We start from the raw sequence: 18,568 nt of genomic DNA, 5'->3' as shown, positions 1-18,568 counted from the left end.
GGTGGCTCCTGAGGGTGGGAGAGGTGCGGGGAGGCCGGGCTCAGAACGTCCGGTTCGTGGAGATCGAGCGGCCGCGGAACTCGGCGACCGGCTCACCGTGCTCGTCGACGACGGACACGTCGTAGAGGCCGGTGCGACCCGAGCGGGTGCGCCGGACGGCGGTGGCGGTGAGCGTCTGCCCCGGGACGGTGGACTTCAGGAAGGCGATGTCGGCGCCGGCGGCGACGGTGACGCGCTCGTCCTCGTTGCAGGAGATCGCGAAGGCGGTGTCGGCGAGGGCGAACACGATGCCGCCGTGGGTGATGCCGAAGCCGTTCGTCATCTCCTCGCGCACGACCATGCTGACGACGGCGTGGCCGGGGTCGTCGCGCTCGACGACGAGGCCGAGCCAGGCGGCCGCGCGATCGCGCTGCATCATCTCGCGGTTGAGCGCGGGTTCGGTCGCGGCATCCGTCATCTGGCACTCCTCGTCGAGTTCAGCGCGCCGTTGCTGCGGCGCCTGGATCGACTATATACTAACTGAACGATCGGTTGGTAATATCGGATGCCACGAGCGCCCGCGCTCGCCACGGCGACCGGTGACCGGCCGCCCGCAGAGACACAGGAGTCGACGATGACCGCACCAGCACCGCTCCGCCGAGCGAGCGAGCCGGCCGAGCAGCCCGAGCCCACCGCCGACGAGCTCGCCGGCCAGGCCGTGTTCGACGAGCTCATCGCCGCCGACTCCCGCATCGAGCCCCGCGACTGGATGCCGGAGGCCTACCGCAAGACGCTCATCCGCCAGATCAGCCAGCACGCGCACTCCGAGATCATCGGCATGCAGCCCGAGTCGAACTGGATCAGCCGCGCCCCGAGCCTGAAGCGCAAGGCCATCCTGATGGCCAAGGTGCAGGACGAGGCGGGCCACGGCCTCTACCTCTACTCCGCCGCGCAGACCCTCGGCATCGGCCGCGAGGAGATGATGCGCCAGCTCATCGAGGGCCGCGCCCGCTACTCCTCGATCTTCAACTACACGACCCCGACGTGGGCCGACATGGGCGCGATCGGCTGGCTCGTCGACGGCGCCGCGATCTGCAACCAGGTCCCGCTCTGCCGCGCGTCGTACGGGCCCTACGGCCGGGCGATGGTGCGCATCTGCAAGGAGGAGTCGTTCCACCAGCGGCAGGGCTTCGAGATCCTGTTGGAGCTTGTGCAAGGCACCGAGGCGCAGCGCGAGATGGCGCAGGATGCCGTGAACCGCTGGTACTGGCCGAGCCTGATGATGTTCGGGCCGCCCGACGACGAGTCGCCGAACTCCGCCCAGTCGATGGCCTGGAACATCAAGCGCTTCTCCAACGACGAGCTGCGCCAGCGCTTCGTCGGCATGCTCGTGCCGCAGGCCGAGGTGCTCGGCGTCACCCTGCCCGACCCCGAGCTGGCCTGGAACGAGGAGCGCCAGGCGTACGACATGAGCGAGATCGACTGGACCGAGTTCCACGAGGTGCTCGCCGGCCGCGGACCCGCGAACGCCGAGCGACTGCGCCGCCGCCGCGAGGCGCACGAGGCGGGCGCCTGGGTGCGGGAGGCCGCCGCCGAGTACGCGCGCAAGCAGGCGGACCGCGCCGCCGAGCTCGCCGGGGCGGTGGCCTGATGTCGACGCCGGGCGCTTCGACGAGCTCAGCGGACCAGACGGGCCCTGCGGACCGGGCTCGCGAGTGGCCGCTGTGGGAGGTCTTCGTCCGCGCCGGCCGCGGCCTCAGCCACGTGCACGTCGGCTCGCTGCACGCCCCCGACGCCGAGCTCGCCGTGCGCAACGCCCGCGACCTCTACACCCGCCGCGGCGAGGGCGTGTCGATCTGGGTGGTCCCCGCCGATGCCGTGACGACGAGCGACCCCGACGCGAAGGGCGCCTTCTTCGAGAGCCCCGCGGGCAAGAACTACCGGCACGCCGTGTACTACACGAAGAGCGAGGGGGTGAAGCACCTGTGATCCTTCGACCGGCTCAGGACACCGCCCTTCGACCGGCTCAGGACGCCGCCCTTCGACCGGATCAGGGAGCACCCGATACGCACGGCGAGGTCTCCGTCGACCGCCTCGCGCTCGCCGAGGAGCTCGCGGGCACGGGCTCCGCGTCCGGCCCCGGCGACGACGGCCGCCTCGCCTCGACGGACGTCGCCGAGTACGCGCTCCGGCTCGGCGACGACGCCCTCGTGCTCGCGCAGCGGCTCGGCGACTGGATCACCCGCGCCCCCGAGCTCGAGGAGGACGTCGCCCTCGGCAACATCGCCCTCGACCTCATCGGCCACGCCCGCTCGCTGCTGCACTACGCCGGCACCGCCTCAGGCCGGAGCGAGGACGACCTCGCCTACTGGCGCGACGAGCCCGAGTGGCGCAACGCCTGGCTGTTCGAGCAGCCGAACGGCGACTTCGCGTGCACGATCGCCCGGCAGCTGCTCGCCTCCTGCTACTGGTTCGAGCTCTACACGGCGCTCTCGGCATCCGCCGATCCGACCCTCGCCGCCGTCGGCGCGAAGGCCGTCAAGGAGGTCGACTACCACCGCGACCACGCCGTGCAGTGGACGCTGCGGCTCGCCGGCGGCACCGAGGAGTCGCGCCGCCGCATGATCCAGGGCGTCGCCGACGTCTGGCCGTACCTCGACGAACTGTTCGACGACGACGAGCTCGTCGCCCGGCTCGCCGCCGATGGCGTCGCCGTGCTGCCGTCCGCGCTGCGGCCCGGTGCCGAGGCGGCGATCGCGCAGGTCTTCGCCGAGGCGGAGCTCGAGCCGCCCGCCGGGCGCACCGCGTTCACCGCCTCGGGCGGCGGGCGCCGGGGGGAGCACACCGAGCACCTGGGGCCGCTCCTCGCGGAGCTGCAGGTGCTCGCCCGTCAGCACCCGGGGGCGTCGTGGTGACCGCCGAGGCGGTCGCGCGGCCGGTGCCGAGCGACCCGGCCGCGCGCCGGGCGTGGGACGTCGCCGCGACCGTCACCGACCCCGAGATCCCCGTGCTCACGATCGAGGACCTCGGCGTGCTCCGCTCGGTCGAGCTCGCCGCCGACGGCGCGGTCGAGGTGCGGCTCACGCCGACGTACAGCGGATGCCCCGCCCTCGACGCCATGCGCGACGACGTGCTGCTCGCGCTCACCGCGGCCGGCTACGCCGAGGTGCGCGTCGAGCTCGTGCTCGCCCCCGCCTGGACGACCGACTGGATGAGCGAGGCCGGCCGCGAGAAGCTGCGCCGCTACGGCATCCAGGCCCCCACCGGCCGGGCCGCCGCCCGCGACGCCGGTCCCGTGCGACTCGCCCTCACGGTGAAGTGCCCCCGCTGCGACTCGCTGCACACCCGCGAGCTCGCCCGCTTCGGCTCGACCTCGTGCAAGGCGCTCTACGAGTGCCTCGACTGCCTCGAGCCCTTCGACTACTTCAAGGTGCTCTGATGGCCGCCCGCAACCTCGGATCGACGACGCAGGCGCCCGGCGCCACGGCGCTGCCCGGCGGGGACCTCGCGACCGCCTCCGCCCTGCTCCGCTCGGCGGTCGGCGGCGAGGCGCCGGCGAAGCGCCCCCGCGCGCGCTTCCATCGCCTCACCGTCGCCGAGGTGCGCCGGCTCACGGCGGATGCCGTCGAGGTGACCTTCGCGGTGCCCGCCGAGCTCGCGGAGGAGTACGACTACCTCCCGGGCCAGTACGTCGCCCTCCGGAAGGAGCTCGACGGCTTCGAGCGCCGGCGCAGCTACTCGCTCTGCCGTCCGCCGGAGCCCGCCGCCGACGGCCGCGGCACGAGCATCTCCGTCGCGATCAAGCGCGACCTCGGCGGCGTCTTCTCGAGCTGGGCGAACAGCGAGCTGGCGGCGGGCGACGAGCTCGACGTGATGAGCCCGCAGGGCACCTTCACCTCGACGCTCGCGGAGCTCGACGGCAAGCACGTCGTCGGCATCGCCGCGGGCAGCGGCATCACCCCGCTGATGGCGCTCGCGCACGCGGTGCTCGCCCGCTCGGCCGACGCGACGTTCGAGCTCGTCTACACGAACCGCTCGACGCTCGACGTGATGTTTCTGGAGGAGCTCGCCGAGCTGAAGGACCGCTACCCCGCCCGCCTGGCGCTCCACCACGTGCTCTCCCGCGAGCAGCGCACCGCGCCGCTCCTGTCGGGCCGCATCGACGCGGAGAAGCTCGACGCGATGCTCGAGCACCTGATCCGGCCGGAGACCGTCGACGAGTGGTTCCTCTGCGGGCCGCTCGAGCTCGTGCAGCTCGCGCGCGACGCCCTCGAGGCGAAGGGCGTCCCCGCCGCGCGGGTGCGCTACGAGCTGTTCACCACCGATGCCGACCGCGGGGCGGAGCCGCGCAGCGGGCGCCCGGTCGAGATCGTCGCGGGCGAGCAGACGATCACAATCGAGTTCACCCTCGACGGGCAGTCGTCCACGGTGGAGAGCCCGGTCGCCGCGAACGAGAGCATCCTGAACGCGGCGCTCCGCGTGCGGCCCGACGTGCCGTTCGCCTGCGCCGGCGGCGTCTGCGGCACCTGCCGGGCGCGGGTGGTCGACGGCAGCGTGCAGATGACCGAGAACTACGCGCTCGAGCCGGAGGAGCTGGAGCGCGGCTACGTGCTCACCTGCCAGTCGCACGTGAAGGGCGAGCGGGTGACGGTGGACTATGACGTGTGAGCCGGCCGGTCCGGCCGGGGCGTGAGGGGGGACGGATGATCCGCTTCGAGGTCGACGGCGGGGTGGCCGAGCTCGTGCTCGACGCCCCCGACAAGCTCAACGCCCTCGACGAGGGCGCGCTCGGCGAGCTCGCCGCGGCGCTCACGGAGGCCGAGCGGCTCGCCGACGCCGGCGAGCTGCGCGCACTCGTGCTCCGCGGCGAGGGCCGGGCGTTCTGCGCCGGGCGCGACATCTCGCGCGTCGACCCCCGCGAGGACGACGTCGAGGGCTACCTCGGCGGGCTCGTGGAGCCGCTGCTGCAGCGCCTCGCCGGGCTGCCCGTGCCGACGTTCGCGGTCGCGCACGGCGCGTGCCTCGGCGTCGGGCTCGGGCTTCTCGTCGCGAGCGACATCGTCTACGTCGCCGACACCGCGAAGATCGGCTCGCCGTTCGCCGCGCTCGGCGCGACGCTCGACTCGGGCGGGCACGCCCTGTTCTTCGAACGGCTCGGCGCGCACCGCACCATGGACCTGATCGTCACGGGCCGGCTCATGACGGGGGAGGAGGCGGTCGCCGCCGGGCTCTTCTCGCGGGTGTTCCCGGCCGAGGAGGTGCTGGGTGCGACCCGCGAGGCCGCTCGCGCCGCGGCATCCGGGGCGACCCTCGCCTTCGCCGCCTCGAAGCGGCTCGTCGCCGCCCTCCGCGACGAGCGGCTCGGGCTCTGGGCCTCGATGTCGGAGGAGAACCGGGCGCAGGCGGCGCTCTGCGATACGGCCGACTACCGGGAGGGCTTCGCGGCGTTCCAGCAGAAGCGCCGCCCGGAGTTCACCGGCCGCGCCTGAGCGGCGCTTCGCGCCCTCCCCGCACCCCCGCAGCCCCGCAAACTCCGCGAGAGGGTCGCTTTGCGACATCCGTGCGTGGATCAACCAGCGGGGATGTCGGAAAACGACCCCCTCGGGTTCTGCGCGTGGTTCGCGAGCGGGAGCGGCGTCGTGCGGCCCGGCGGGTCAGCCGGCCGCGCGGGCGGCGACGGATGCCTCGAGCTCGGCGGCGACCGCCGAGACCCGCTCCCCGGCGAGGGCCGGGTAGCAGACGCCCTCGACGCGGTCCACGGCGGCCGGCCACGCCTCGCCGAACACGGCGGCGCCGTGCGCGGCGCCGAGCAGGGCGCCCACGAAGGCGGGCACGCTGTCGGACTCCCGCGCGAACAGGGTCGCGTTCGCGAGCGCCTGCTCGGGCCGTCCCCCGTCGGCGCGGAGGAGCAGGAACGCGATCGGCAGCGTCTCGGGGGCGGTGCCCGGCTGGCTGTAGCGGCGCGGGTTCAGCTCGGCGAGGAGGCGCGGCAGCTCCAGGAGCACGGATGCCGGGGCGAGCCGGGCAGCGGCGCGGAACCCCTCGGCGAGCCAGGAGTCGTCGGGCACGAGCGCCTCGGCGTCGTCGAGCGCCTGCGCGACGGGCGCGCCGACAGCGAGCGCCGAGACGGCGGAGGCCATGCAGGCCGCGGCCCACACGCCGTCGCGGGCGTGGGTGATCGACGCCCACTCGGTGGCGGCTGCGGCGGCGGCCGCGGGGTCGCCCGCGTGGAAGAGCCCCCACACGACGCCCGAGGCGACGGCGCTGTCGGAGGCGTCGGCGGGACCGTCGTTGCCCGTGACGGGCGGCACGAGGCCGCGCTCGGCGTTGATGATCGCCGAGCGCTCGGCGATGCCGGTCCAGACGTCGTCGCCGGCGGTGAGGCGGCGCCACTCGGCGAAGCGGCGCGCCGAGGCATCCGCCGCGCCCGCCGTCGTGAGGGCGACGCGCGCCGCGAGCACCGCGGTCTCGGTGTCGTCCGTGGGCGCCAGTCGCTCGCCGTCGACCGTCGTCGCGTCGAAGGGGAGCAGCGGCTTCGCGACGCGGACCGCGTCGAGCTCGGCGGAGCCCGCCCAGAGCCGGCCGCGCACCCACGGCGAGCGCACGGCGCGGTGGTAGTCGGCGGCGATCCCGACGGCGTCGCCGACGGCGAGTCCGAGGAGGGCGCCGTGGATGCGGTCTGCGCGGTCAGCCGACACGGGGGGTCCTTTCGTCAGCGACGGCGGTGCGAGCGGCGGGGGAGCGCTCGGAGAGCCCGTCGGCGAGCTCGAGCAGATCGGTCCCGGCGGTCGCGAGGATGCAGCGGCCGTGCACGCGCACGACCTGTTCGCGCCACTCGACGGGCATCGCCTCGAAGCCGTGCATCGCGCCGGCGAGCGCCCCGTTCATGGCGGCGATCGTGTCGGAGTCGCGGCCGATGTTCACCGAGGCGATGACGGCGTCGACGAAGTCGCCCTTCGCCGCCTCGTAGAGCCCCATGGCGAGGGCGAGGGCCTCGGGAGCGGCGTCGGCCCAGGGGTAGTGGAAGAGCGAGATCTCGCGGTAGAGCTCGGGTGCGGCGTCCTCGGCGCGTTCGTAGCGCGCACCGATGGCGAGCGCCCGGGCGACGAGGCGGCCGGTCCAGGAGTCGGCGGGCAGCGCGGCGACGACGGCCTCGACGACCTCGCGGTGCGACGCGGCGACGAGCGCGGTGGCGACGCCCGCGGCGACCGCCTCGGCGGCGTACACGCCGTCGACGGCGTGGCTGACGCTCGCGTCGATGCGGGCGAGGCGGCGCGCCTCGGCGGGGTCGCCGGCGGCGAGGATGCCGATCGGGGCGACGCGCATGGCGGCACCGTCGCTCCACCGCTCGTAGTTGCGCAGGCCCGTGGCCGGCGGGCGGAGGCCCGCTGCGAGGTTCGCGATCGCGACCATCTCGCTGAAGCCGGCGCCGGCGAAGCCGCCCTGCTGCTCGGCGACCGCGGCGGTCCAGGTGGCGGCGACGTCGTCGGCGGTGAGCTCGAAGCCGTGCGCGAGGAGCGACTGGGCGGTGAGCACCGCGTACTCGGTGTCGTCGGTGCCGGCGGCGCCGGGCAGGAGCCCGGTGACCCGGCCGAAGCGCCGGGCGATCTCCTCGATGGTCATGCCCTCGGTGGGCGCGCCCATGGCATCGCCGATGGCGAGACCGATGAGCGCTCCGCGAGCTCGGTCGCGGCTCATCCGTTTCCACATCGTTTTGCGTGCATGGTGGCCACTATAGGCGACGCTCCCATCCTGTCTAGTCCGGTGATTTCGGGAGCGCATTGACAAGCGGCAGAAGATGACGGATGCTTGCTCTCGTCAAACACGCAAAACGTTATGCGGACAGGGAGGTCGGCACGTGACGCAGAAGGCCGGCATCGCCGCGGTCGCCGAGACCGCCGGGGTGAGCGTTTCGACCGTCTCGCAGGTGCTCAGCGGGAACCGCCCCGTGAGCGACGCGACGCGCGCCAAGGTGAACGCCGCCATCGCCGAGCTCGGCTACACGCCGCATCCCGGCGCCCGGAGCCTGCGCAGCCGCCGCACCGAGTCGATCGCCCTCCTCGTGCCCGACATCACGAACCCCTTCTACCCGCTCGTCGCCGTCGGCATGCAGGACGTGCTGCTGCCCGAGGGCTACCTGCTCTCGATCCTCGACGCCGGCAGCCAGTCGGGCACCGGGCGCCTGCTCGGCCACGTGCTCGAGCGCCGCTTCGACGGCATCGCCCTGCACATCGACGGCCTCTCCGACGCCGACCGCGCCCGCCTCGCCGAGTCGGGCACCCGCGTCGTCGCCCTCGGCCGCGACATCGGCATCGAGGGCAGCGACTACGTCGAGTCCGACGACGTCGGCGGCTTCGCGAAGATCGGCGCGCACCTGCTCGGCACCGGCCGCCGCCGCATCGGCTTCATCGGCGGCGAGGAGCAGTCCGACCCCTCGCGCCTCCGACTCGGCGGCCTCCGCCAGGCCTTCGCCGCCGCCGGCCTCGAGCTCGCCGACGCCGCGACCGCGTTCACCGCCTTCACCCGCGACGGCGGGCGCGAGGGCGTCGAGGCGCTGTACGCGCGCCGCGACGACTGGGACGCGATCGTCTGCGCCAACGACCTCATCGCGATCGGCGCGATGGACGAGCTGCGCCGCCGCGGTCTCAGCATCCCCGGTGACGTCGCCGTCAGCGGCTACGACGACATCGACGCCGCCGCCCTCGTGCACCCCAGCCTCACCACCGTGGAGAACCCCGCCCGCGAGATCGGCCGCACCGCAGCCCGACTCCTGCTCACCCGGCTCGCCGGCGACGGCGACGACGCCCCGACGCAGCACATCACGCTGTCGACCCGGCTCGTCGTGCGCGACTCCACGACCTCCCCCATCCCCCAGGAAAGGTAAGCAATGCACCAGAAGTCGAAGCGTTGGGGCGCCGCAGTGGCCCTCATCGCCGCCGGCGGCCTCCTCGCCGGCTGCGCCTCGTCGGGCTCGTCCGGCGACGTCTCCTACTGGTCGGCCTTCGTCTCGAAGGACACTGAGCGCTACTACCAGGAGCACTACGTCGACGCGTTCAACGAGCAGTCCGACGACGCCACCGTGAAGATGGAGGTGAAGCAGCTGCAGAACCTCGGCTCGCTCACCGACACCGCCGTCTCCGCCGGCCGCGGCGCCGACGTCGTCTACTCGGCCGGCCCCTCCAGCGCCCTCGGCTTCGCCTCGGCGAAGCGCATCGAGTCGCTCGACGACTACGCCGCCGAGTACGGCTGGGCCGACAAGCTGCAGCCCTGGGCGTACCAGGCGAGCCAGGTCGACGGCACCCTCTACTCCGTGCCGGTCGAGTACGGCTCGATCGTGCTCTACTACAACCCGGGCGTCTTCGCGGAGCACGGCTGGACCGTGCCGACCACTCTCGCCGAGTTCGAGCAGGTCGCCACCGAGGCCCAGGCCGCCGGCATGATGCCGGTGGGCGCGGGCAACAGCGGCTACCAGGCGCAGAGCGAGTGGTACCTCTCGGCGTTCCTGAACATGGCCGTCGGGCCCGAGAAGCTCTACCAGGCGCTGACCGGCGAGGCGAAGTTCACCGACCCCGAGTTCGTCGACGCGATCTCGCTCTTCCAGGAGCAGATCGACAAGAAGTGGTGGGGCGGCGGCAAGGACCGCTGGTTCACGAACACCGACACCGACCTGTTCACCGGGCTCGCCGACGGCACAGTCGCGATGTACATCACCGGCACCTGGTCGTTCGGCGACGCGGGCCGCTACTTCGGCGAGGCCGCGGGGAACGACGCCGAGTGGGACTGGGCGCCGCTGCCCTCGCTGAGCGACGACGTCGCCCCCGGCGTCTACCCCATGGCGATCGGCACCTCGCTGTCGGTCAACTCCGCGTCGGAGCAGGCGGATGCCGCGGCCGAGTACATCGACTTCGTCATCGACGACCCGGCGCGCTCGTACGACTACCTCGCCGCGACCGGCCAGAACCCGCCGCCGCTCAGCGACCTCGCGTCGATGCCCGACACGGTCGACGAGCGCTCGGCCCGGCTCTACACCGAGGCCCCCGAGAGCGGGAACCTCGGCTACGCCAGCTGGACCTTCTTCCCCGCGGCGACCGACACCTACCTCTGGTCGGAGTTCGACAAGATCATCACGGGCGACCTCACGCCGCAGGCGTACCTCGAGGGCCTGCAGAAGGTCTTCGACGGCGAGCTCGCCGCCGGCAAGGTGATCACGCCCTTCGAGCCGGTTCCGGGCGCGTGACCTCGACGACCGCCAGGATCGGGGCGGGGCCGGCCGTGCGCCGGCCCCGCCACCGGCGTCGCCTCGTGGCGTGGCTCTTCATCGCGCCGCTCGCGATCGTCAATCTGCTCGTGATCGGCGGTCCGGGGTTCTCGTCGCTGCTGTTCTCCTTCACCGACTGGGACGGCCTCGGCGAGGCCAACTTCGTCGGCATCGACAACTACGTCGAGCTGTTCCAGAGCCCGAACGTGCTCGCCGCGATCTGGCACAACCTGCTCTGGACGCTGTTCTTCCTCATCGTGCCGATCAGCATGGCCCTGCTCGGGGCGTTCCTGCTCTCGCGGCTCCGCCGCGGCCAGGTGCTGTTCCGCACCCTCTACTTCATCCCCTACGTACTCGCGACGATCGTCTCGGCGACGATCTGGCGGCAGATCCTGAGCCCGGATGCCGGCATCGGCGCCGCCCTCGCGAACCTCGGCTTCGACGGCCTCGCCGGCGTGAACTTCCTCGGCGACCCGAGCCTCGCGCTCGGCTCCGTCGCGTTCGTGAACAACTGGCAGTGGTGGGGCTTCCTCCTCGTGCTGTTCCTCGCCGCGATGCAGGGCGTGAACCCCGCGCTCTACGAGGCGGCCCGGCTCGACGGCGCGAACGCGTGGCGCGAGTTCTGGCACATCACGCTGCCCGGCATCCGCCCGACCCTGATGTTCCTCGTGCTGATGACCGTCATCTGGTCGTTCCTCGTCTTCGACTACGTCTACATCCTGACCCAGGGCGGCCCGGCCGGCTCGAGCGATGTGCTCGCGACCGTGCTCTACCGCACCGCGTTCTCGGAGCAGCGCGCGGGCTACGCCTCGGCCATGGCGATGCTGCTCTCCTCGATCAGCGCGGTCGTCGTCGCGGGCTACCTCATCCTCCGCAAGAAGCTCGATTGGGACGTGTGATCCGCGTGCAGACCGACACCCTCACCGCACCCGCCCCGAGCAGGCGGGCCCGCCGCGCAGAGACCCTCCCGCCGCGTCGGGCCGGCTTCCGGCCCGACCACCGGCCGCGCCGCCCGTTCAGCGTGCTCATCCTCGTCGTGCTCGCGTTCTACGCGACCGGGCCGCTCGCCGTGTTCGTCTTCAACTCGCTGAAGTCGCCCGCGGAGATCAGCCGCTCGCCGATCGGGCTGCCGACCGAGTGGCGCTGGGAGAACTTCGCCACCGCGTTCGAGGACGCGAACATGGGTCAGGGGCTCCTGAACAGCGCGATCATCTCGATCAGCACGGCGCTCGGCGTCTGCGTGATCGCGAGCATGGCGGCGTACGCGATGACCCGGCTCGACCTGCCGGGCAAGAGCGCGTGGATCCTCTACATCCTGGTCTCCACCTCGGTGCCGATCCAGTTGTTCCTCGTCCCGCTGCTGTCGTGGTGGTCGACGCTCGGGCTCTACAACAGCCAGTTCGGCCTCATCGTCATCTACTGGGCGGTGTACTCGCCGTTCGCGACGATGCTGCTGCGCTCGTTCCTCTTGACCATCCCGAAGGAGTACGAGGAGGCCGCGCGCCTCGACGGCGCCGGCGAGTGGCGGCTGTTCACCCGGGTGATGGTGCCGATGATCTGGCCGGGTATGCTCACCGTGGCGCTCGTCGCCGGGCTGCAGGCGTACAACGAGTTCCTGCTCGCGGTGACGTTCATCCAGGACAGCCAGCTGCTGCCGGTGTCGCTCTCGCTGTACTCGTTCCAGCAGTCGTACGCGGTCGACTGGTCGCTCGTGAGCGCGGCCGGGCTCATCATGGCCGCGCCCGTGATCGTGGTGTTCCTGCTGCTGCAGCGCCGCTTCATCGAGGGCTACACGCAGGGCGGGCTCGCGAACTAGCGGTCGGCGCGCTGCGCCGCCCCCATCTCCGAGGGGGTCGCTTTGCGACATCCGCACGGGGAATCACCCGGCGGGATGTCGCAAAGCGACCCTCTCGATGGCTGGGCGGGCGGGCGGGCGGGCGCGGCGCCGGGCTCAGTCCTTCGCGTGGTCCTCGATGTCGCGGCCGAGCTCGTCCTCGATGAGCACGTCGCGCCGCACGTGGTCGGTGCGGTAGGCGCTGCGGCCGAGCATGTGCGCCGTCATCGGCTGGGTGAGCAGCTGGAACGTCATGATCAGGATGACGGTCGTGAGCACGCCCCAGGTGGGCACCCGCAGCACGATGGCGAGGAGCACCGCGGCGAGCCCGAACACCTGCGGCTTCGTCGCGGCGTGCAGCCGGGTGAGCACGTCGGGGAAGCGGACGATGCCGATGCCGGCCGCCATCGACAGGAACGCGCTCACGAGCACGAGCAGGCCGACGGCGACGTCCGCGGCGTTCACGAGGCGTCCTGCTTCGCCATGAACCGGGCGATCGAGATCGAGCCGACCACCGCGAACATCGCGAGGACGAGCAGCACCACGAGGGTGTCGGTGTGGCGGTTGATCGCCATCTCGGCGCCGAGGGCGCAGATCGCGATGGCGAGGAGCACGTCGGTCGCGAGCGCGCGGTCGAGGATCGACGGGCCGCGGATGATCCGGTAGACCGCCGCGATCGCGCCGACGCCGAACATCAGGCCGGCGACGATGGAGACGATGGTGAGGAAGGTCATGCGTCCTCCTTCGGGGTGTGGTCGTGCTGCGGCTCGGCCGGCGTCCTCCCGGCGGCGCGCTCGGCGCGGCGGGCCTTGCGGGCGAGCCGCACGTCGACCGCCTGCTCGTGGGTGCCCATGGCGAGCACGATGCGCTCCTCCGTGCCGAGCACCTGGCGCTTCACGCGTTCGACGTCGTCGTGCGTGCGGGTGCCGAGGGCGTGCAGGTAGAGCAGGCCGCGCTCGCGGTCGATGTCGACCACGACGGTGCCGGGGACCACGGAGATCGCCTCCGCGGTGAGCGTCGTCACGAGGTCGCTGCGGGTGAGCAGCTGCACCGCGATGATCGAGTTCATCGGCTTCCACCACGGGGCGACGGCGAGGAACGCCACCTGCAGCGAGGCCACGGCGACGTCGAACATCATCCGCAGCCCGAGCAGCAGGCCGCGCCACGGGTTGAACCGGCCCGAGAGCAGCACCGGCGGCAGGTACAGCGCCCTCGTCACCGTGATCGCGAGCACCACGCCGCTCACGACGGTGAGCACGTCGATGTGGTCCCACAGCATCACCCAGAGCAGCACGAGCGCGATGAGGAGCGGCAGCTGCCGCCACACCGCGCCCCAGCGCGAGACGTCGTGGGACTGGCTCATCGCACACCCCCAGGGAACACGAGGCCGATGTAGACGTTCGGGTCGACGAGGTCGGCCGCGGTGCGCCCGGCGAGGTCGAAGAGCGGGCCCGCGAACACGGTGAGGAGCACGGTGATCGCGACGAGCGCGGTGGTCACGGCGACCATGAGCACGGGGGTGGTGCGGGTGGCGACGGCCGTGTCGCCGCTGCCCTCCCACTCGAGCACCGAGTTGAGCAGGGGCGAGTCGTAGCCCTCGACCTCGTCGCGGTTGCGCCAGAACGCCATGTTCCAGAAGCGGGTGAGCGCGTACAGCGTGATGAGCGAGGTCGCGGCGCCGGCGGCGATGACCGTCCAGGTGAGCCACGCGGGCCCGCCGACCGCCTCGGGGGCGCCCTCGGCGCCGGCGATGAACAGGCCGAGCTTGCCGAGGAAGCCGGAGAACGGCGGGATGCCGCCGAGGTTCAGCGCCGGGATGAAGAACAGGATGGCGAGGAGCGGCGAGGCCTTGAGGAGGCCCGCGAGCCGGTTGATCGACGTCGAGCCGCCGAAGCGCTCGATGAGCCCGGTGGTGAGGAAGAGCGCCGTCTGCACGGTGATGTGGTGCACCACGTAGTAGATCGTCGCGGCGAGGCCGAGCTCGGTCGCGAGCCCGATGCCGAAGATCATGTAGCCGATGTGGCTCACCAGGGTGAACGACAGCAGTCGCTTGATGTCGGCCTGGGTGAGCGCGCCGAGGATGCCCACGAGCATGGTGAGCCCGCCGATGACGAGCAGCAGCGTCGAGACGTCGCTGTCCTGGAAGATGACGGTCTCGGTGCGGATGATCGCGTAGACGCCGACCTTCGTGAGCAGGCCCGCGAACACCGCGGTGACCGGCGCCGGCGCCGTCGGGTACGAATCGGGCAGCCAGAAGGACAGCGGGAAGACCGCGGCCTTGATGCCGAAGGCGAGGAGGAGCAGCAGGTGCAGGATGAGCTGCACGCTGTCGGGCAGCTCGGCGATGCGCACGGAGAGCTGCGCGATGTTCGCCGTGCCGGTCGCCCCGTAGATGAGCGCGATCGCGGCGAGGAAGAAGAGCGAGGAGACGAGGCTGACGAGGATGTAGGTGACGCCGGCGCGGATGCGCTCGCCCGTGCCGCCGAGGGTGAGCAGCACGTAGCTCGCCGACAGCAGGATCTCGAAGCCGACGTAGAGGTTGAACAGGTCGCCCGCGATGAACGCGTTGAAGACGCCCGCGGAGAGGATGAGGTACGCCGGGTGGAAGATCGACACCGGGGTCTCCCGGTGCCGGTCGGCGACGCCCTGGCCGACCGCGTAGACGAGCACGCCGAGCAGCACGACGGCCGAGACGAGCAGCATGATCGCGGAGAGCCGGTCGACGACGAGGGAGATGCCGAACGGCGGGTCCCAGCCGCCGACCTGCACCACGACGCCGATGCCGGTCGAGTCGACGACGCCGAGGAGGACGGCGGAGATGACCGCGACGGCGGCGAGCACGCTCGCGGAGACGGCCATCTGGGCGCGGCGGTGCCGGCCGAGCACGAGGGCGACGGCGGCGCCGAGCAGCGGCAGCAGCACGACCAGGGGGACGAGGCTCGCGGGGGTCACGGGCGCACCTCCTCATCGGGTCGTTCGGGGGACTGCTCGAACTCCTCGTCGCTCGCGTCGATGAGCTCCTGGATGGCGAGGTCGTCGGCGGCGGAGCTGCGGATGAGCCCCTCGGCCTCCTCGACCTCCTCCTCGAGATCGTCCTCGTCGTCGACCAGGTCGCCCTTCTCGCCGAGCCGGGCGAGCCACCAGGAGCGGTAGATGAGCGCGAGCATGAAGGCGGTGATGCCGAGGTTGATGACGATCGCGGTGAGCACGAAGGCTTGCGGAACCGGGTCGGAGATCTCGTCGGCGGTCACGCCCTCGCTGAGCAGCGGCGCGAGCCCGGGCGCCCCGCTCATGAGGAAGATGAGGATGTTCACGGCATTGCCGACGAGCAGGAAGCCGATGAGCACGCGGGTGAGGCTGCGCTCGAGCATGATCGTGATGCCGGCGCCGAAGAGCACGGCCATCAGTACGACGAGGGTCAGCGAGGCGGTCATGCGCGCACCCCCGGCTCGTTCGCGGTCTGCTCCAGCTCGTTCTCCTCTTGGTGGCGGTCGACCTCCGCGCCGAGCGAGCGCAGGATGTCGAGCACGAGGCCGACGACGACGAGGTAGACGCCGATGTCGAAGAGCGTCGAGGTGCCGATCGAGATCGTGCCGAGCAGCGGCACCTCGGTCTCGAACCAGCTCGACTCGAACACGGCGAGGCCGAAGAAGAGCGACGAGGTCGCGGTGCCCGCCGCGAGCAGCAGACCGGTGCCGAGCAGGTGCCCGGCATCGATCGGCGCGGCCTCGCCGAGCTCGTAGCGGCCGCCCGCGAGGTAGCGGGCGACGAGGGCGAGCCCGGCGAGCAGACCGCCCGCGAAGCCGCCGCCCGGCGCGTTGTGGCCGACGAAGAGGAGGAAGACGGAGACGACGATCGCCGGGTGGAACAGCAGCCGGACGAGCACCTCGATGAGGATCGAGCGGCGGCGCGGCGAGAGCGTGCGGCCGGCGAGCAGCCAGGTCTGGCGGGTCGCGGCGGCCTCGGCCGCGGCATCCGATTCGCCCTCGACGTCGGCGAGGCGGGGCCGTGCGCCGCCGATGCTCGACGCCGTCTCGGGGACCGGGCGGAGCCGGTTGCGGCGGTCGGGCCGCTCGTCGAGGCGCGGCGCGCCGCCGGTGCGGCCGGAGACGAAGATGAGGCTCGCGACGCCGGTCGCGACGGCGACGAGCACGGAGATCTCGCCGAGGGTGTCCCACGCGCGGAGGTCGACGAGCATGACGTTCACGATGTTCGTGCCGTGCGCCTCGAGCGCCCGCTCGGCGAGGCCGTCGACGATGTTCGGCGCGGTGCGCGCCCCGAGCGCGATGAAGCCGATGACGCCCATGACGATGCCCGCGAGCGCACCGATGAGGGCGCGGCCGAGGCGGTGGACGGGCGGATGCGTCGTCGCGATCTGCTTCGGCAGCCGGCGCATGACGAGCACGAAGACGACGAGCACGATCGTCTCGACGAGCGCCTGGGTGAGCGCCAGGTCGGGGGCGCCGGACATGCCGAAGATGAGCACGAGGCCGTACCCGGTGACGCTCACGAGGAGCACTGCGGTCATCCGCTGCTTCACGATCGCGGCCGCGATCGCCGCGATGCCCATGACGAGCGCGAGGAACGGCTGCGCGGGGTAGTCCCAGAGGCGCACGCTGCCGGGCCAGGCGGTGTTCACGAGGGCGGAGACGCCGAGCCCGCCGATGAAGACGAGCACGATCATGCCGAGGTAGCCGGGCAGGCCCCGGTACTGGATGGCCGTCGTGACGGCGGCGGCGAAGCGGTCGATCGCCGAGACCACACCGAGGTAGCCGCGGCCGGAGTCGATGAGCGGCGGCAGCGATGCCTGCATGCGGGCGACCTTCGCGCGGCCCCAGACGAGGAGGGCGCCGAGGGCGAACACGGCGAGGGAGAGCCAGAGCGCGGGCTCGAGGCCGTGCCAGAGCGCGAGGTGGTACTCGTCGGGCCCCGGCAGCTCGTCGGCGTAGCTCGTGTACAGCGGCTCGATGAGCGTGATCGCGAAGGCGGCGACGACGCTCGCGGCGGCGAGGATCGCGGGGCTCGCGGCGACCATCGCGGGCTCGCGGTGCAGCGGGGTGGGCGCGCACTTCGGCCGGGTCCAGAAGGCGCCCCAGACGAAGCGCACGCTGTAGGCGACGGTGAGCACCGAGCCGAGGAACGCGAGCACGAGCGCGAGCCAGCCCCAGCCGGCCGCGGGACCGCCCTCGGCGGTCGCCGAGCCCGCCTCGAGCAGCGAGCTGAACACGCCCTCCTTCGCCACGAAGCCGAGGAGCGGGGGGACGCCGGCCATGGACGCCGCGGCGACGAAGCCGATCGTCGCGACCACCGGCATCCGCCGGCCGAGCCCCGAGAGCTTGCGCCAGTCGCGGGTGCCGGCGGCGTGGTCGACGATGCCGACCACGAGGAACAGGGCCGACTTGAAGAGCGCGTGCGCGGTGAGCAGGGCGACGCCCGCGAGGGCGGCGTCGCGCGTGCCGAAGCCGGTGACGAGCACGAGGAAGCCGAGCTGGCTGACGGTGCCGTGCGCGAGCAGCAGCTTCAGGTCGTACTGGCGCAGCGCGCGCCAGCCGCCGACGAGCATGGTCAGGCCGCCGAGGGCGATGACGATCGGATGCCACACGTCGAGCTCGGCGTAGCCGGGGGCGAGGCGGGCGACGAGGTAGACGCCTGCCTTCACCATCGCGGCGGCGTGCAGGTAGGCCGAGACCGGGGTCGGCGCGGCCATCGCCGCGGGCAGCCAGAAGTGGAACGGCACGAGGGCGCTCTTCGAGATCGCGCCGACGAGCACGAGGGCGATGCCCCACTCCCCGGCGACGCCCGTGACCGGGTTCGCGACGAGCTCGGCGATCGAGGTGGTGCCGCCCTCGACGGTGAGCAGCACGAGCCCGACGAGCATCGCGAGGCCGCCGAAGGTGGTGACCGTGAGCGCCTGCAGCGCGGCACCGCGGCTCTCGCGGCGTCCGGTGTAGTGGCCGATGAGGAGGTAGGAGAGGACGCTCGTCGCCTCCCAGAACATGAACATCACGTAGACGTCGTCGGAGGTGACGAGGCCCAGCATGACGCCCGCGAAGGCGAGGAGGAGCGCGGCGAAGCGGCCGAGCGCGGGCTCGTCGTCGCGGAAGTACCAGGTGCAGTAGACGAGCACGAGCGCCCCGACGCCGGTGACGACGAGCGCGAGGAGCAGCGCCAGCCCGTCGAGCCGGAAGGCGAGGGAGACGTCGAGCGCCCGGATCCACTCGACCCGCTCGGTGACGACGCCGCCGGCGACGACCTCGGGGAGCAGGGAGAGCAGCCAGCCGAAGACGGCGGCGGGCAGCAGGGCGATGACGAGGAAGACGCGCCTGCCGATCAGCCTCGTCAACAGGGGCGTCAGCAGGGAGAGGGCGCCGAACACGACGAGGCTGAAGAGCATCCACCCTCCTCACGTCGCAATCGTCCGGGCTCCAGCGTACCGGATGCCTCGGAGGTTTAGCCAGTTTTATTCAATCTGGATAAACCGCGCCAAACTCACTACG

General features: G+C 72.3%; 19 protein-coding genes. 10 read left to right on the top strand and 9 right to left on the bottom strand.

Annotated elements, in window-relative coordinates; all coding sequences use genetic code 11:
* Positions 1-40: 40 nt before the first annotated feature.
* Positions 41-457, bottom strand: a complete 417-nt coding sequence (paaI, locus tag ROT00_RS04840; RefSeq protein ID WP_404772784.1) for a hydroxyphenylacetyl-CoA thioesterase PaaI — start codon at positions 455-457, stop codon at positions 41-43.
* 156 nt (positions 458-613) lie between these two features.
* On the opposite strand from paaI, the gene paaA reads away from it, so the two are divergent.
* From paaA to ROT00_RS04810, 6 genes are read left to right on the top strand one after another with little or no spacing between them, the layout of a single operon-like run.
* On the top strand, positions 614-1,630 hold the full coding sequence (gene paaA, locus ROT00_RS04835; protein WP_404772782.1) for a 1,2-phenylacetyl-CoA epoxidase subunit PaaA: 1,017 nt from the start codon (positions 614-616) through the stop codon (positions 1,628-1,630).
* Positions 1,630-1,968 carry a 1,2-phenylacetyl-CoA epoxidase subunit PaaB gene (gene paaB / locus ROT00_RS04830; RefSeq protein ID WP_404772780.1) on the top strand — a complete coding sequence of 113 codons (339 nt, stop codon included), beginning with the start codon at positions 1,630-1,632 and terminating at the stop codon, positions 1,966-1,968. The genes paaA and paaB overlap by 1 nt, the downstream gene beginning before the upstream one ends.
* Entirely contained in the window at positions 1,968-2,894 is a 927-nt protein-coding gene (paaC, locus tag ROT00_RS04825) for a 1,2-phenylacetyl-CoA epoxidase subunit PaaC (RefSeq protein ID WP_404772967.1), read from the top strand. The genes paaB and paaC overlap by 1 nt, the downstream gene beginning before the upstream one ends.
* A complete protein-coding gene (paaD, locus tag ROT00_RS04820) occupies positions 2,891-3,418 on the top strand; it encodes a 1,2-phenylacetyl-CoA epoxidase subunit PaaD (RefSeq protein ID WP_404772778.1) in 528 nt (175 codons plus the stop codon). The genes paaC and paaD overlap by 4 nt, the downstream gene beginning before the upstream one ends.
* Positions 3,418-4,647: a 1,2-phenylacetyl-CoA epoxidase subunit PaaE gene (gene paaE, locus ROT00_RS04815; RefSeq protein ID WP_404772776.1), complete on the top strand. Its 1,230-nt coding sequence runs from the start codon at positions 3,418-3,420 to the stop codon at positions 4,645-4,647. Before paaD ends, paaE begins: the two co-directional genes overlap by 1 nt.
* 35 nt (positions 4,648-4,682) lie before the next feature.
* Entirely contained in the window at positions 4,683-5,468 is a 786-nt protein-coding gene (locus ROT00_RS04810; RefSeq protein WP_404772774.1) for an enoyl-CoA hydratase/isomerase family protein, read from the top strand.
* A gap of 165 nt (positions 5,469-5,633) precedes the next feature.
* Here the strand turns inward: ROT00_RS04810 and ROT00_RS04805 are convergent, their stop codons facing one another.
* The gene (locus ROT00_RS04805; protein ID WP_404772773.1) at positions 5,634-6,677 is read right to left on the bottom strand and encodes an ADP-ribosylglycohydrolase family protein; all 1,044 of its coding nucleotides are present in this window, start codon (positions 6,675-6,677) and stop codon (positions 5,634-5,636) included.
* On the bottom strand, positions 6,667-7,677 hold the full coding sequence (locus tag ROT00_RS04800) for an ADP-ribosylglycohydrolase family protein (RefSeq protein ID WP_404772771.1): 1,011 nt from the start codon (positions 7,675-7,677) through the stop codon (positions 6,667-6,669). Before ROT00_RS04800 ends, ROT00_RS04805 begins: the two co-directional genes overlap by 11 nt.
* A gap of 160 nt (positions 7,678-7,837) precedes the next feature.
* Between ROT00_RS04800 and ROT00_RS04795 the strand changes: the two genes are divergently transcribed.
* Genes ROT00_RS04795 through ROT00_RS04780 form a run of 4 tightly spaced genes read left to right on the top strand, consistent with a single transcriptional unit; the run spans position 7,838 to position 12,053 of the window.
* A complete protein-coding gene (locus ROT00_RS04795; protein WP_404772769.1) occupies positions 7,838-8,863 on the top strand; it encodes a LacI family DNA-binding transcriptional regulator in 1,026 nt (341 codons plus the stop codon).
* Positions 8,864-8,866: 3 nt separating this feature from the next.
* Entirely contained in the window at positions 8,867-10,216 is a 1,350-nt protein-coding gene (locus tag ROT00_RS04790) for an ABC transporter substrate-binding protein (protein WP_404772767.1), read from the top strand.
* Positions 10,213-11,136: a carbohydrate ABC transporter permease gene (locus tag ROT00_RS04785; protein ID WP_404772765.1), complete on the top strand. Its 924-nt coding sequence runs from the start codon at positions 10,213-10,215 to the stop codon at positions 11,134-11,136. The genes ROT00_RS04790 and ROT00_RS04785 overlap by 4 nt, the downstream gene beginning before the upstream one ends.
* Positions 11,133-12,053 carry a carbohydrate ABC transporter permease gene (locus ROT00_RS04780; RefSeq protein WP_404772763.1) on the top strand — a complete coding sequence of 307 codons (921 nt, stop codon included), beginning with the start codon at positions 11,133-11,135 and terminating at the stop codon, positions 12,051-12,053. The genes ROT00_RS04785 and ROT00_RS04780 overlap by 4 nt, the downstream gene beginning before the upstream one ends.
* A gap of 135 nt (positions 12,054-12,188) precedes the next feature.
* Here the strand turns inward: ROT00_RS04780 and mnhG are convergent, their stop codons facing one another.
* Genes mnhG through ROT00_RS04750 form a run of 6 tightly spaced genes read right to left on the bottom strand, consistent with a single transcriptional unit; the run spans position 12,189 to position 18,465 of the window.
* Complete coding sequence (gene mnhG, locus ROT00_RS04775; protein ID WP_404772761.1) at positions 12,189-12,536, bottom strand: monovalent cation/H(+) antiporter subunit G; 348 nt, start codon at positions 12,534-12,536, stop codon at positions 12,189-12,191.
* A complete protein-coding gene (locus tag ROT00_RS04770) occupies positions 12,533-12,805 on the bottom strand; it encodes an MrpF/PhaF family protein (protein ID WP_404772759.1) in 273 nt (90 codons plus the stop codon). Before ROT00_RS04770 ends, mnhG begins: the two co-directional genes overlap by 4 nt.
* Complete coding sequence (locus ROT00_RS04765; protein WP_404772757.1) at positions 12,802-13,434, bottom strand: Na+/H+ antiporter subunit E; 633 nt, start codon at positions 13,432-13,434, stop codon at positions 12,802-12,804. The genes ROT00_RS04770 and ROT00_RS04765 overlap by 4 nt, the downstream gene beginning before the upstream one ends.
* Entirely contained in the window at positions 13,431-15,023 is a 1,593-nt protein-coding gene (locus ROT00_RS04760) for a Na+/H+ antiporter subunit D (protein ID WP_404772755.1), read from the bottom strand. The genes ROT00_RS04765 and ROT00_RS04760 overlap by 4 nt, the downstream gene beginning before the upstream one ends.
* Complete coding sequence (locus tag ROT00_RS04755; protein WP_404772753.1) at positions 15,020-15,505, bottom strand: sodium:proton antiporter; 486 nt, start codon at positions 15,503-15,505, stop codon at positions 15,020-15,022. The genes ROT00_RS04760 and ROT00_RS04755 overlap by 4 nt, the downstream gene beginning before the upstream one ends.
* A complete protein-coding gene (locus tag ROT00_RS04750) occupies positions 15,502-18,465 on the bottom strand; it encodes a Na+/H+ antiporter subunit A (RefSeq protein ID WP_404772751.1) in 2,964 nt (987 codons plus the stop codon). Before ROT00_RS04750 ends, ROT00_RS04755 begins: the two co-directional genes overlap by 4 nt.
* Positions 18,466-18,568 lie beyond the last annotated feature (103 nt).

Source organism: Agromyces mediolanus (assembly GCF_044917495.1).
GTDB lineage: Bacteria > Actinomycetota > Actinomycetes > Actinomycetales > Microbacteriaceae > Agromyces > Agromyces mediolanus_B.
The sequence above is the reverse complement of the archived record's forward strand: the minus strand, read 5'-3'. Positions and strand labels throughout refer to the sequence as shown.

Coding starts and splice junctions, on each gene's coding strand:
- ROT00_RS04750 (WP_404772751.1), bottom strand. CDS start 18,465: ATGCTCTTCAGCCTCGTCGTGTTCGGCGCCCTCTCCCTGCTGACGCCC.
- paaI (WP_404772784.1), bottom strand. CDS start 457: ATGACGGATGCCGCGACCGAACCCGCGCTCAACCGCGAGATGATGCAG.
- ROT00_RS04770 (WP_404772759.1), bottom strand. CDS start 12,805: ATGACCTTCCTCACCATCGTCTCCATCGTCGCCGGCCTGATGTTCGGC.
- ROT00_RS04765 (WP_404772757.1), bottom strand. CDS start 13,434: ATGAGCCAGTCCCACGACGTCTCGCGCTGGGGCGCGGTGTGGCGGCAG.
- ROT00_RS04800 (WP_404772771.1), bottom strand. CDS start 7,677: ATGAGCCGCGACCGAGCTCGCGGAGCGCTCATCGGTCTCGCCATCGGC.
- ROT00_RS04755 (WP_404772753.1), bottom strand. CDS start 15,505: ATGACCGCCTCGCTGACCCTCGTCGTACTGATGGCCGTGCTCTTCGGC.
- paaE (WP_404772776.1), top strand. CDS start 3,418: ATGGCCGCCCGCAACCTCGGATCGACGACGCAGGCGCCCGGCGCCACG.
- ROT00_RS04790 (WP_404772767.1), top strand. CDS start 8,867: ATGCACCAGAAGTCGAAGCGTTGGGGCGCCGCAGTGGCCCTCATCGCC.
- ROT00_RS04810 (WP_404772774.1), top strand. CDS start 4,683: ATGATCCGCTTCGAGGTCGACGGCGGGGTGGCCGAGCTCGTGCTCGAC.
- paaA (WP_404772782.1), top strand. CDS start 614: ATGACCGCACCAGCACCGCTCCGCCGAGCGAGCGAGCCGGCCGAGCAG.
- paaB (WP_404772780.1), top strand. CDS start 1,630: ATGTCGACGCCGGGCGCTTCGACGAGCTCAGCGGACCAGACGGGCCCT.